Below are 12,917 nucleotides of genomic sequence, written 5' to 3' on the forward strand. Positions count from 1 at the left end.
CTTACCGTGCCCTGACCGTCGCCGTCCGCTGAAAGAGCGACACGATCGTGTCGACAGCGGGCACCAGTTGCCGAGCGGACTCGTCGTAGACGTCGTCACTCTGGCGGTACGGGTCGACGACATCATCGTCAACGGGAGATTCAGGGGGCGCCACTGCACCGCGCTGGGAGGCGGCGAGTTCGACCAGCGCGTGAAAACGCGCGGTGGTCTCGTCTGTGTGCATATCAACTGGGTGCAGCTCGACGAGTTCATCGAGATCGACGTCGGTGACGTCGCTCACCAGACGGGCGAACTCACGAATCGTGAAGGTGTAACGGATGGCGCGGGGCACCAGTTCGACGATCGCCCGACGATGTTCGCGCGACATGGCGAACACCAGGTCGGCGTCAGCGATGTGCTGTGCACTGAGTTCGCGGGCGATGTGCTCTGACGGGTCGCCGCCGTATCGGCGGGAGAGAGCGGCGGCCTGCTCTGGCATCGGCTGACCGGTGAGACCCACGGTGCCGGCGCTCGACACCGTGACCTCTGGCCACGGCTTCAGCCCGTTGCGCAGGAGCTGCTCGGCGAACGGCGATCTGCAGACGTTGCCGGAGCAAACCGTGAGGATGGAGAACGACGCCATCAGCTGGCAGACCTTCGCCGCGCACCGCGCACCGCGCGGCGGTCTGTGGTCTCTTCGGTCTCTGCCTCGAACTGGTCGCCGTGGATGGTGCCATAGCTGTACTGGCCGTAGCTGTAGCTGTCTGGGCCCTTGGTGGGCAACATGGTGACGATGACGCCCATCAGCTTGCTGCCCACGTGTTCCAGGGCGCGAACGGCGGCCGTGAGCTCATTGCGCTTAACGCGACCGGATGCCACGGCGAGGAGGACTCCGCCGGTGAGCTTGCTGAGCACGGCGGCATCCGTCACCAGCAGAAGTGGTGGAGCGTCGATCAGAACGATGTCGAACTGTTCGGTGAGGGTGGCCAGCAGGCGGGCCATCGAAGCAGAGCCGAGCAGTTCGCTCGGGTTCGGCGGCACGCGGCCGCTGGGGAGAACGAACAGTTTGCCGCGGCCCCACTTCTGCAGCACGTCGGTGAGTTCTGCCCGGCCGATGAGCACGTCGGTGAGGCCGACGCCACCCTCGATGCCCATGTATTCGGCGACGCGCGGGAGGCGGAGGTCGCCATCGATGAGTGCGACGCGGGCGCCGGTCTCGGCCAGGGCGATCGCCAGGTTCGCGGTGGTGGTGCTCTTGCCCTCACCTGGGATGGAACTGGTGACGACGAAGCTGCGAGGGCCGTCTTCGACGTTGATGAACTGCAGGTTGGTGCGCAGGCTGCGGAACGACTCTGCGCGCGGGTTCTTCGGGTCGACGTGCACGATGAGCGGGCGCTTGACCGCTTCTGGGTCGAACGTGATGCCACCGAGCATGGGCACGTCAGTGACGGTTTCGATGTCGTGGAGGCTGTGGACGCGGGTGTCGAGCACGCTGCGCAGCACAGCGACACCGATGCCGATGGCGAGGCCGACCAGGAGGCCGAGGGCGATGTTGAGCGGAACGTTCGGGCTCGACGGCTTTGATGGCACCAGAGCGGGCTGGATCGTCTCGATCTTCACCGGGCTGGCGGCTTCGCCCTCTGGCTTCTCGAGTTCGTCGACGACGATGCGGCTGAAGTTCTGGCCGACGGAGTTCGCGATCTTCGCGGCGAGCTCTGGGTCGCTGTTGGTGACGGTGACGTCGATGAGGACGGTATTAAGGGGAGAGGATGACGAGACCATCTGCGCGAGCTGCGGCGAGGTGAGGTCGAGGTTCAGTTCGGCGATGACGTCGTCGAGAACGATCGCGCTGTTGACGACGTCGACGTAGGAGGTCACGGCCTGGCGTGCGAAGCTGCTGCCCTGAACGAGTTCGCCGCTGCCGGTGTCTGCTGCGGCTTTCACCGAGACGTAGAGCTGGGTGCTGGCCACGTATTTCGGGGTCGATGCGATGGAGAATGCTGCCGCACCTGCGATACCCAAAAGGGTGCAGGCCACGATCAGGATCCAACTCTTGTGGAAGATCCTGACGTAGTCTCTCAGCTCCACGCGTATTGCCTTTCGTCTGTGGGCACACCTGTACAACCCGAATCGGCAGGCCCCACCTGTCTATTTTGACATACGACTCATGCTCAACCTTGCATGCGGGCATTTGGGTGTAACACGAAGTTCGAGTGCCCCCAGTAAATACATGGGGTTTTCATAGGGTTTGGCACCGCTTGTGGGGGCGGGGCGACGCGCCGGCGAGCCCCACTCCGCTGATTGAGGAGCGACCGAGCTTGCGAGGCCGCGTCTCGACGACCCCCACCTGCAGAAGCGCGCACGACAACCGTGCGTAGTGTGGACGTAGACCGCCCGCTGCCAGCGCACAACGAAAGGTATGCCATGTCTGACGCCAGTAAATTCGACGATGTCGCCAGGGACCTCTTCAATGACCCCGACCGCGACGTCACGCTTGACGGATTCTCGCTGCTGGTACACGGGCAGAAATTCGCCTACCTGGAAGGAGGATCGCTCGTTGTTCGGCTTCCCGTCGAACGAGCATCCGACCTTGCATCGCGCGGCGTTGCCGAGCTGGGCCCGGCCGACCCGAACAACGTCGACCACTGGGTGAGGGTGACGGCCAGCGAGGACTGGTCAGAACTCGCCGCAGAGGCCCACTCGCTTGCCCACGGCCCGCTCCCCGGCGGAGAATCGTAGGTCGCGCACCCGTGAACCAGCGAATTCCGCTGGTTGGGTATGGCAAAACTATACCATTTTTGGTATAGTTTTGACCTTGGAGAAGTTAATGACGATTCAAAATGTGTTGTGGGAAACCGCCGTCGAGCAAGACGGTTACGTCACCACGCTTGACGCGCGCGACGCCGGCGTTCCTGTTGTGGAACTTGCGAAGCTTGCCCACCGAGGGAAATTGCGTCGAGCGGCACACGGCGTATATCGATTCGATAGCCTGCCTGTCGGTCGCGGCGACCACTACCGGTTAGCAGTCCTTTGGACAGGCAATCGCAACACGGTACTTTCTCATGACACAGCGCTCGATCTTCTCGGCCTCTGCGACATCAATCCGGATGATGTGCACATCACCGTACCTAAGCAAGCACGGATCCGGCGAGCCGGACGCCCGGAGGTTGTCGTCCACCACGAAAACCTCGACGTAAAGGACCTTGCATGGTGGGAGGGCATTCGTTGCGTCAACGAGTTCACTGCGATCCGACAAGGAATCGACACCGGGGTTCCGGTGCATCTTCTGCGGGAGGCGATTGGCACAGCGCGTTCTCGAGGACGAATCACACCCGCTGATGAGCGTGCGCTCGCCACAAGGCTGGATGAGCGTTTTGTCAGCTGATCCGTTCGCTGACGGCGCTCACTGAAATTCCCCCCGTTCTGCTCATTGGAATACGCCTACTCGGCTGCCGCGAGGACCTCCATCGCGGCATCGATACCGGCGCCGACCGACACTTCCATTCCGAGGTCCTTAAGGCCTCGGCCCAGCGCCGCGAGCCCCACAATAGGGTACATTCCGCTCGAGGTCGGACCCATGTGGGCGAGACGCATGAGGTTACCTGCACCCTGCCCGCTCGACAACATGACTCCGTACTTCTCCCGCACGTGGGCGCGTACCTCAACGTGATCGAGGTTGTCCGGCAGGCGTACTGACGTGACGCAGTTTGCGGCAATCTCCGAGTTCGCGGCCCACAGCTCAAGCCCCATCGCCTTCACGCCGGCACGAGTCGCCTCGGCGGCAAGCGTGTGCCGATCAATCGCATTGTCGAGGCCCTCTTCGAGCACCTGATCCAGCACCGACTCGAGACCGTGCACGTCGGAGACTGACGGCGTATAGGGGAACACGCCACCCTTCAGCCACTTCTCCCGCCAGTCGAGTAGGGAGACGTACGATGCGCGGGGCGAAGCCGGGTTGCTCTCCATGCGCTCCCACGCCGCAGGGCTCACCGACACCATGCCGATTCCAGGCGGGCCTCCAAGGCACTTCTGCGCGCCGGTTACGACTACGTCGAGCTGCCATTCGTCCGTCTCGAACTCGAGCCCACCAATCGATGAAACTGCGTCAATCAGCGTGAGCGCACCATACTTCTTCGCAATGGGGCCGATGGCCTTGCAATCGGTGATCGTGCCAGATGGCGTCTCAGAGTGCACGAGTGCGACAAGTTCGATGCCGGGGTTCTTTGAGAGTATGTCCTCTACTGCGGCCGGGTCGACTGCCTCGTTGTATGCGACCTCGAGTTCAAACACCTCCGCGCCGAAGCTCGTCAGCCAGTACCCCATGCCCTTGCCGAACACGCCCTGCACGAGGTTCAGAACCTTCATGCCCGGCGTCGTCATCGAGCGGGCCGCGCCCTCGAGCGCAACGATTGCTTCACCCTGCATCAGAACAATGTCATTCTTTGTCTTGAAAACCCGCGCAGCTTTTTCTTGCGTGCGACGGAAGGTTTCGAGAAACAGTGGATCGTAGTGGTACAGAATCGGCTGGCCGAGCGCTGCAAGCGTGCGATGTGTGGCCATTGTTGGCCCTGCGGATAGGGTGAACACTTCAGGATTCTTCAACGGTGGTTCCTTTCAGCTGATTACACGGGAAGCGCGTGCGCTGCGGCCGTACGGGATAGCTAGCGTGCGCCGCGAACGTACGGGATAGCGAGCGCCGCAGGCAGCGCAGATCTCCTGGCGAAGAACGTGAGCACGATCATCACCGCGATGAACGGCATTATGGTGACGACGTCGTTCGGAATATTGAGCGAGGTGAGCTGAAGCACTGTGCCCATGGCAACGAAGAGGCCATAAATCAGCGAAATCAGCAGCACCCACAGCAGCCGCCCGCGAGCCAGCATAGCGATGACGATCGCGAGGAAGCCCATGCCATGGGTCATCCCCGGCGTGAAGGTACCAGCTGAGATCAGCGCGAGGTACGCGCCACCAAGACCCGACATTGCGCCGCCGAAGAGCACGGCGAGCGAACGCGTGACGGCAACGTTACCGCCGGCCGCGTCGAGCGACGATGGCTTCTGCCCGGCTGAGCGCAACCGCAGGCCGCTCGTGGTGCGGTAGAGCCAGATCGACGTCACCAGAGCAAGCAGCATCGAAACGTAGAACATGCCTGGCTGCGCGAAGAGGCTCGGCCCGATCACGGGGATATCCGAGAGGAACGGAATCGTCCATGGTGCGTCGAGACCAAGGCGCGGCTTCGAGCTGCCGTAGCTAAAGTCGTAGAGCACACTGCTCACTCCGGTTCCAGCAAGTGTGATGCCGATACCCACCACGATCTGATTGAGTCCGAGCAGTACCGAGAGCGCCATCAAGATCGACGACAGGATGATACTGGCGAGCGCACCAATGAGGAAGCCCAGCCAGAAGCTGCCGGTGACGATGGTCGCGACGAAGCCGAAGTAGCCACCAATCAGCAACAGACCTTCGATGCCAAGGTTGAGGACCCCCGACTGCTCGCCCACAGTTTCACCGATGGCCGCAAGCATGACGGGGATCGCGCTGGCAAGGGCTGCAACGACAAACGCAGTGAGAAAGGCGTCAGAGAAGAATGGAATCATGAGCCGTCGTCCTTACTTCTTCGCTCTCGTGAACAGACCGGCTGGTAGATAGCTCTTGCCAAGGTCCTTACGGTTTCCCATGAACTCGATGATCGTCATGAAGAACAAGATCAACGCGACGATGATCAAAAGGAAGTCCACTGAGAGGCCGACCTGCTGGGCAGCGATGGTGCCACCGGTGGCAAGCACTGCGTAGAAGCCGACGAGGGGAATAGAGCCGATGGGATTGAGCCGAGCCAAGAACACGAACGGCAGGATCTTGTCGCCGTACATCGGGTTCCAGTTGGTTCGCATGTAGCCCCAGAGTCCGAGCATGTCGATCGCGCCCGCGAGCGCAATCATGCCCGATGAGAGCAAGAAGACGATGATGATCATCTTCTTTGCGTCGATGCCGGCGTGGGTGGCGGCCTTGGGGCTGGCACCGAGAATATCGATCTTCAGACCAAACGACGACTTCGTCAGGATGTAATGGAATAGGACGACGACGACGACGGCGATGATGAAGCCGATGTGAATGCGTGTGCCGGGGATATAAGGCAGCATCAGGTCGAGGTCGAGCACCCGTGTCTGGGGAACCGTAACGGCGTGATCCTGGAACGGGCCCTTCACCAAGATATTCGCGGCGCTGATCGCAATGAACGAGATCATCAGGCTGGTGATGATTTCGTTGGTACCGTACTTTGCCTTGAGCAGCCCGGGCAGGTAGCCAAGCCCTGCCCCAATAGCGAAGGCCAGCACGAAGAGAACGAGGATGCCGACGCCAAAAGGGAGGGACTGCATGACATCGGGGGCCGTTCCTGCGACAACCGCGGCAGCGAGGAGGTAGGTGCCGTTGTAGCCCAGGTTCCAGAGCTGGGCACGGAACGAAATGATGAGGCCGAGAGAGATGATCAAGAGCGGCGCCATCATCGTCAGCGTCTTCTGCCACCCGGTGCCTCCGAGCCCCAGGGCAATGACGTCACCGTAGAACTTCAGTGGGTCGATTCCCATGGTCCAGATGATGATTCCCGCGACCACGATGGCAAGCGCCACCGGGGTAATCGTTCGGATGAGTACCTGAAGCGCAAGGCTCAGCCGGCTCTTCTCGGGTTTCCGTGTCGTTTCGATGAGGAGGGTTTCGGGGCCTGGCTCGCCGGGCAGCTGCGGGTGCTTGGTCCCAGAACTCTCAGTAAGCGACTCATTACTCGTGCTCATGTGCAACTCCGGTTCTTGCCAGATCCGTCTTCGAACCAACCATGAGCTCGCCGACGCGCTCGGTCACCCGATTGCCGTCGTTAGGAATCTCGCCGATCAGTCGCCCGTTCGAGATCACAACGATCCGATCGGAGAGCTCGGCAAGCTCGTCTAGGTCGGTAGAGATCAACAGCGCTGCTCCACCACTCCGAGCAAAGTCACGTACAGTCTCGCGAACTCGGTACACGGTCTTTAGGTCAAGGCCGTAAGTGGGCTTGTGGAAGATCACTGCCCGTGGGTCGTGCGAGAGTTCGCGCGCCAGCAAGATCTTTTGAATGTTGCCGCCAGAGAGGGTGCCGGCCCGCGTCTGTTCCGAGGGAGTTCGAATCTCGTAGTCGGCAATCTGCTGGTGGGCTTCGCCAAGCACGGCCGCCTTATCCATGCGACCAAATTTCCAGAAGGGGCTTTCTCCGACCTTCTTGAGCACCAGGTTGAGTGCCACGCTGAAGGTGCCGACGATACCCTCGTGTAGGCGGTCATCGGTGACGTACCGCACACCGAGGTGCTGCCTGGCTTTCACCTTGAGCTTTGTAATGTTCTTCGAGTCGAGGGTGACGGCGCCCGAGGTGGGTGACAGCTGCCCGGCAATTGCTTCGGCAAGATGCTGCTGGCCGTGACCATCGATTCCCGCAATTCCGACGATCTCGCCGGCGTGAATCTTGAGGTTCACGTCGGTTATCGGGATTTCCCCCGAGCGCGATGTCGTGTTGAGGTCGCTCAATTGAACGACTACCGGGGCGTCCGCAGGTATTTGGCGCCGCTGTTCCTCGACGACGAGCCCCGCCGCTTCTGCCTCGTCTGAAGAGATGGCCTCGGGGTTTGTCCCGAACATCGCTTCCAAGATCCGGGCTTTCGACTCTTCCTCGCTCATAGCGTGCATCTCGGCAGGATCAATCCGCCCGGAAACCTTGCCGCCGCGGAGCACCGTCACAGTATCGCCGATGGCATATGCTTCGTGCAGTTTGTGGGAAATGAAGATGACGGCGAGCCCCTCGGCTTTTAAGCGGTTCACACTAGCGACGAGGTTGTCGATGGCCTGGGGGGTCAGCATCGAGGTGGGCTCGTCAAGAATGAGTACCTCTGATCCCTTCCACATGGCCTTAGCAATTTCAACCTGCTGCTGCTGACCAAGTCCAAGGTCACCCGCCTGCATGTCGGGGTCAATCTCGGCGCCGAGCAGTTCGCCGAGCTCGTGCAAGCGGGCGGTTGCGCCAGCCTTGTCGAGCCAGAAGTTGTCGGAGTCGCTGAGCATGAGGTTTTCGAGCACCGTCAGCGACGGTATGAGCGCGGAGTGTTGGTAGACAACACCGATTCCCTGGGACATCGAGACGTTTGGCGAGCCAATGACGGTCGGGCGCCCGTTCACTTCGATCGTGCCAGAGTCCGGCTGTTGCAGTCCGGCAAGAACGCTAATCAGCGTGGACTTGCCTGCCCCGTTCTCCCCGAGCAAACAGTGCACTTCGCCACGTTTGATGTCAAGAGAAATTGAGTCGTTCGCAACTATGCCCGGGAACGATTTGGTGATGTCCGTGAGTCGGATAATCACCGGAGACTCGGCGATGTCCGATTCCGGGACTGCTGACTGGGGGTTCACGGGAAAGCTGTCCCTTCGTGTGTCGAGCGGATCATGCGTTCGGAGGGGGCGCCCAGGCCAGGCGGCCTGGGCACCCCAACAGCGCGGTTACTTGCCCTTGGCGTCGATCATCGCCTGCACACCGGCGGTGTCGGTGGCGCGCTCTACTTTCACGCTGCCATCGATGATCCCGGCCTTGGCATCTTCAACAGCACTCGCAATGTCACCCGAGAGCGACGGCGTGTCCTGCAGGCTGAGACCACCGTTCTCAACGGTCAGCTCATACGTCTTGGTGCCGAATTTGCCTGCTTCGATGTCCTTGATCGCTTCGACATAGGCATTCTTGAAGTTCCAGAGCACCGAGGTCAGCACAATGTCGGGGTTGTCGACGATCGACGTCACATCACCGATGGTGGCAATGTAGTGGATCGGGTGCCCGGCATCAGCCGTTTCAATGGCCTGGAGGTAGCCGATGGTCGCGCCATCGCCCATGCCGAAGATGACGTCAGCGCCCGCAGCGATGACCTGGGTGGTCACCGTGCTGCCGCCAGCCGAGTCGCCATATCCAGCGGGGCCAACGTAGGCCACCACAACGTTGATCGACGGATCAACGCTGTAGACACCCTGTGCGAAGCCACCAGCCATGAGGAACCAGTTGAGGTCCTCGGCCGATGCGACAATGCCGACGGTCTGTGTTTCGGTCTTCATCGCGGCGGCAACGCCTGCAAGGTAAGCGCCCTCCTGAGCCTGCGTGATCACAGTGCCGACCTTGCCAGGCTCGTTCTTGTCGAAGTCGACGACAAGAGTGGGAACCCCGGTCTGCATGCCGACGCGGTGGCCGGCGGTATTGAACCCGCTAGCGTGGGCAATGATGAAGTCGTTGCCAGCCTCGGCAACCTGGGTCAGGATCGTCTCGGTGTTGTCGTATCCGACGTTCGAGTTGTCATCGAGCGTGATACCCAGCTCGTCTGCGGCTGCCTCGGCGGCCCAGATCCCCTGTTGATTCCAGCCGTAATCCGACTCCTTCTCAGGGGTCACGATTGCGAACTGGGTAACTTTCTTCCCCGCGGAGGCATCCCCGCTACCGGCGTCATCGGTGTCGCCACCTCGCCCAGAGCAGCCTGCGGTAAACAACAGCCCCGCGGTAACTGCCAGCGCTATGCCCACGCGGAGCTGCTTTTTTGTTGAACGTCCAGAGAACATGCTGTTCCTCCAATTTCACTCACCATTGAGTTGCAGAGCATTTCCAAGTGGGCAAGCTCGCCTGAATTATCACTTTGTAATGCTGAATTATGAAGTTATAAGAATTTCGAAGGACTGTCAAGCAGTGACCAACGACGAGATGAGAGTGTTACCTTCCCGGATTTTCGCGAAAATCCTGGCCACGGCGGCCGAGGCCACCCGCTGATAAATCAACCGGGTCGTCCAGTCCCGTCAGGGGTGAAGCTATTCGGAGTGTTCTTCCTCGAGCACCAATGCCGCGATCTCTGAGGCACCCCGTTTCACTTGTTCGAGCAGTTTGTCCTTCGCTGCGTCGTCGAGGCGGAATTCGAGCCCAGCGATGGAGAGTGCTGCGATGGTGCGGCCTTCCACCACGATCGGCGCGGCGACCGCATAGATCCCCTCGTCGACCTCGGATGCCGAGATTGCGTGGTTGAGCTTGGACACAAGTGCGAGCTCGCTCCGAAGCTCATCCACCTCTTCTTTCGGCATCACCTGCTCGAGCTTTCGGAAATGCTTCTCCCGCTTCTCGGGCAGCGCCGCTGCGAGCAGCACTTTTGGTCCCGCCCCCTTGTGCAGCGGCATCAGGTGTCCCGGCTTAAACGAGATCGTTGCTGGCTTGTCCGGAATGACCGATGCTACGCAGAGCACCGAATCCTTCACTCGGCGCAGAATGAGGGTCGTCTCGTGGGTCTCCTCAACGATCCTCTCGAGTACGGGCTTGCCGATCGCTCCGATGTCGAGAAAAGACTCAGCAACACCGGCCAGCCGAAACAGCTGCGCGGTCAGCGTGTACACCCCCCGCCGCCGCTCTTCGATGAGGTAGAGCTCGCGAAGCAGCGCAATATAGCGGTATGCGCTTGGTATCGAGATCTCGTAGCGGGCTGCAATTTGTTCCACTGTGACCTCTGGTGAGGCCTCAGTGAAACTGAGCAGAATCTGCAGTACTCGCCTGGCGCTATCTACGCCTTTTGCTCGGCTCGCTTGCATAGGGTTCTCCATCCTTCGAGCGGCCCGCGTCTCCACGACTCCACCTCACTGTGAGGTTTGCACTAGCGCTGGTACGTTCCGACGAAGCGATTTTGCTCGACAATAGCATCAGCATACGAGGCCAGGAACTCTTCGCGCGATGGTTCGCCGGTCACCTTGCGGCTCAGGGCATAGACCCAGAAATAGTAGTGGTGCTTACCGTGCCCTTGAGGCGGCTGGGGGCCACCGTACGCTGCCTGACCCATCCCGTTCGGGCCGACTCTGCCAGCCTCGGCGTCGCCGCCCAGCTCTGTTGTGCCCGGATCGATGCCATAGACGGTCCAGTGGGTGAATCCCTGCGGCAGCGGCGCATCGGGATCGTGGAGGATCACTGCGAGCTCGACGGCGTCAGCGGGTACGCCGGTGATCGCAAGCCGAGGGGCCTCGTTACCGGTGTCAGCAGCGAAGCGAGGGTCGATGGCCTTGCAGCACTCGATGTCGGGACTTGAGATTGCAAGATCTTGGATGTTGGGGCTCATGGGGTTCTCCTTCTATTCGGTGGTGAGGAAGTGTGATGCAGAAAATCGAGGACTATGCGGGTGATGGCTTCCGGCTGTTCCTCTGGCACGTAGTGATCAGCGTTGGCCACGACCTCATATTGGAGGTCGGGCCGACACTCTCGCGATGTTTCGAACGCAGCCTCGGTCACTAGAATGCTCTCGGCCCCACGCACGATGACTGCGGGCGTCGCGATGTCGCGGTAATACCCGGTGAGATCGCTTCGCAGCCCGTGCACGATCTGCAGCATCGCCGAGGGTGAGGCTAGCGGCACAAACCCGTCGTCTGTAAGTCGGTAGCCGTAGTCTGCCCGACGCTCGACTGCGTCGCGCGGCATGTTCACGTATCGTGCCTGGAGGTAGGCCTCGATCGCGTCGACCGATTCGAAGGCCTGCGCGCCGGCGCCCACCCTCGACTCGAGACTGTCGAATACCTCGACCTCAATGAATGGTGTGAAGTCAATCCCGACGATCCCGTCAACGAGCCCTGGGAACATGGCAGCTGCAGCGATCGAGTTGCGAGAGCCGAGGGAGTGACCAACCAGAATATTCTTGCCGGCACCCCCTAACGTCTCGACTAACCCGCGAATATCGCCAGCAAAGTCTTCGGCCGTATAACCCGTCTCTGGCTTGCTGCTGTGGCCATGACCGCGCTGGTCGACGGCAATCACACGCACGTGCGCGGCCAGGGCCGATGCGATGGGCGCCCAGACTCGATGGTTTGCGGTGACGCCGTGGAGCAAGAAGACGGTGGTGTCCCCTTGCCCCTGCTCGGCGTACGCAATCTCAATCCCACCTACGGGACAGTGCTCGATCAACTCACGTGTCCGTTCGCTACACCTGGTCGCTGCTCAGCGGCTGAGGCATCGCCTTGCGCACCTGCACCAGCTGCTGCACGATCTGGGCACGCTTGGCCGCGACCTCGCCCTCCCCATACTCAAAGAGGCCCTTACCGCTCTTAAAGCCGAAGGTCTGTGCCTCAACGTTGCTCGAGATAACGGCGGGCACGCCGTCGGTCTTCGAGAGGTCAGGATTCAGGTAGCTCGCTACGTTGTTGTAGGTGTCGAGGCCAGCCATGTCGAGCAGGCGCATCGGCCCGACGACCGCGAGCTTGAAGCCAATGCCCCAGCGCACACAAATGTCCATGTCTTCTTTCGAGATGATGCCCTCGTCGACCAAGGCCAGGCTCTCGCGCATGATGGCGTACAGGATGCGGTTCTCGACAAACCCGGGAACCTCGCCCTCGCGCACCGCCTCGTAGCCGAACGAGTTGGCTACCGCGGTGACTCGATCGCTCGTGGCCTCGCTCGTCTGCTTACCGGGTACAACCTCGATGAGCGGGATCACGTGGGGCGGGTTGGACCAGTGCATGCCCACGAGACGCTCGGGGTGCTGCAGGTCCGCTCCGAGTTTGGTGATCGGAATGCCCGAGGTGTTCGACGCGATGATGACATCGGGACCGACGAGGCTTTCGACCTGAGCCAGCACCTGACGCTTGAGATCTTCGCGCTCGGGCACAGCCTCGAGCACAAACTCGGCACCGGCTAGCGCCTCGGCGATATCGGTAGTGAAACTAATTTCACCCTGACGGTCGCCACGGGGCGACTCTAGGTTGTCGAGCACGGTTGCGGCAAGTTTCACGCCGTCCGCTGCGCGCACGAGGGCGTCCTCAACCACGTCGTAAACCGCAACGTCGACGCCAGAGCGCGCAAAGACCGCGGCGATGCCTGGGCCCATAATGCCCGAGCCAAGTACGGTGACCTTCTTCAGATGTGCCATGTGTCCTTC

13 protein-coding genes are annotated in these 12,917 nt (G+C 61.1%); 2 read left to right on the forward strand and 11 right to left on the reverse strand.

The window, feature by feature from the left end:
- Position 1: 1 nt before the first annotated feature.
- Positions 2-622: an arsenate reductase/protein-tyrosine-phosphatase family protein gene (locus K323_RS0113340; RefSeq protein ID WP_022885782.1), complete on the reverse strand. Its 621-nt coding sequence runs from the start codon at positions 620-622 to the stop codon at positions 2-4.
- Positions 622-2,067: a tyrosine-protein kinase domain-containing protein gene (locus K323_RS0113345; RefSeq protein WP_022885783.1), complete on the reverse strand. Its 1,446-nt coding sequence runs from the start codon at positions 2,065-2,067 to the stop codon at positions 622-624. Before K323_RS0113345 ends, K323_RS0113340 begins: the two co-directional genes overlap by 1 nt.
- A gap of 336 nt (positions 2,068-2,403) precedes the next feature.
- Between K323_RS0113345 and K323_RS26010 the strand changes: the two genes are divergently transcribed.
- Both K323_RS26010 and K323_RS26015 read left to right on the forward strand, forming a co-directional pair.
- Complete coding sequence (locus K323_RS26010) at positions 2,404-2,718, forward strand: hypothetical protein (protein ID WP_022885784.1); 315 nt, start codon at positions 2,404-2,406, stop codon at positions 2,716-2,718.
- Between the two features lie 88 nt (positions 2,719-2,806).
- Positions 2,807-3,364, forward strand: a complete 558-nt coding sequence (locus tag K323_RS26015; protein ID WP_022885785.1) for a type IV toxin-antitoxin system AbiEi family antitoxin domain-containing protein — start codon at positions 2,807-2,809, stop codon at positions 3,362-3,364.
- 56 nt (positions 3,365-3,420) lie between these two features.
- Here the strand turns inward: K323_RS26015 and K323_RS0113360 are convergent, their stop codons facing one another.
- The 9 genes from K323_RS0113360 to K323_RS0113405 form a co-directional block, all read right to left on the reverse strand.
- Positions 3,421-4,539 carry a pyridoxal-phosphate-dependent aminotransferase family protein gene (locus K323_RS0113360; RefSeq protein ID WP_051147359.1) on the reverse strand — a complete coding sequence of 373 codons (1,119 nt, stop codon included), beginning with the start codon at positions 4,537-4,539 and terminating at the stop codon, positions 3,421-3,423.
- Between the two features lie 101 nt (positions 4,540-4,640).
- Positions 4,641-5,576: an ABC transporter permease gene (locus K323_RS0113365; protein WP_022885787.1), complete on the reverse strand. Its 936-nt coding sequence runs from the start codon at positions 5,574-5,576 to the stop codon at positions 4,641-4,643.
- 12 nt (positions 5,577-5,588) lie between these two features.
- Positions 5,589-6,770, reverse strand: a complete 1,182-nt coding sequence (locus K323_RS26020) for a putative B6 ABC transporter permease subunit 2 (protein ID WP_022885788.1) — start codon at positions 6,768-6,770, stop codon at positions 5,589-5,591.
- Positions 6,757-8,355: a putative B6 ABC transporter ATP-binding protein gene (locus K323_RS0113375; protein ID WP_211219858.1), complete on the reverse strand. Its 1,599-nt coding sequence runs from the start codon at positions 8,353-8,355 to the stop codon at positions 6,757-6,759. Before K323_RS0113375 ends, K323_RS26020 begins: the two co-directional genes overlap by 14 nt.
- Positions 8,356-8,490: 135 nt before the next feature.
- Positions 8,491-9,585 carry a putative B6 ABC transporter substrate-binding protein gene (locus K323_RS26025; RefSeq protein ID WP_084697303.1) on the reverse strand — a complete coding sequence of 365 codons (1,095 nt, stop codon included), beginning with the start codon at positions 9,583-9,585 and terminating at the stop codon, positions 8,491-8,493.
- Between the two features lie 243 nt (positions 9,586-9,828).
- Positions 9,829-10,605, reverse strand: a complete 777-nt coding sequence (locus tag K323_RS0113390) for an IclR family transcriptional regulator domain-containing protein (protein WP_084697305.1) — start codon at positions 10,603-10,605, stop codon at positions 9,829-9,831.
- A gap of 50 nt (positions 10,606-10,655) precedes the next feature.
- Entirely contained in the window at positions 10,656-11,111 is a 456-nt protein-coding gene (locus K323_RS0113395) for a YbhB/YbcL family Raf kinase inhibitor-like protein (RefSeq protein ID WP_022885793.1), read from the reverse strand.
- The gene (locus tag K323_RS26030; protein ID WP_022885794.1) at positions 11,108-11,947 is read right to left on the reverse strand and encodes an alpha/beta fold hydrolase; all 840 of its coding nucleotides are present in this window, start codon (positions 11,945-11,947) and stop codon (positions 11,108-11,110) included. Before K323_RS26030 ends, K323_RS0113395 begins: the two co-directional genes overlap by 4 nt.
- A gap of 16 nt (positions 11,948-11,963) precedes the next feature.
- Positions 11,964-12,908 (reverse strand): 3-hydroxyacyl-CoA dehydrogenase NAD-binding domain-containing protein, encoded by a 945-nt coding sequence (locus tag K323_RS0113405; RefSeq protein ID WP_022885795.1) that lies wholly within the window; start codon positions 12,906-12,908, stop codon positions 11,964-11,966.
- Positions 12,909-12,917: the final 9 nt, after the last annotated feature.

The sequence above is a fragment of the Glaciibacter superstes DSM 21135 genome (assembly GCF_000421145.1).
Classification (GTDB): Bacteria; Actinomycetota; Actinomycetes; order Actinomycetales; family Microbacteriaceae; genus Cryobacterium; species Cryobacterium superstes.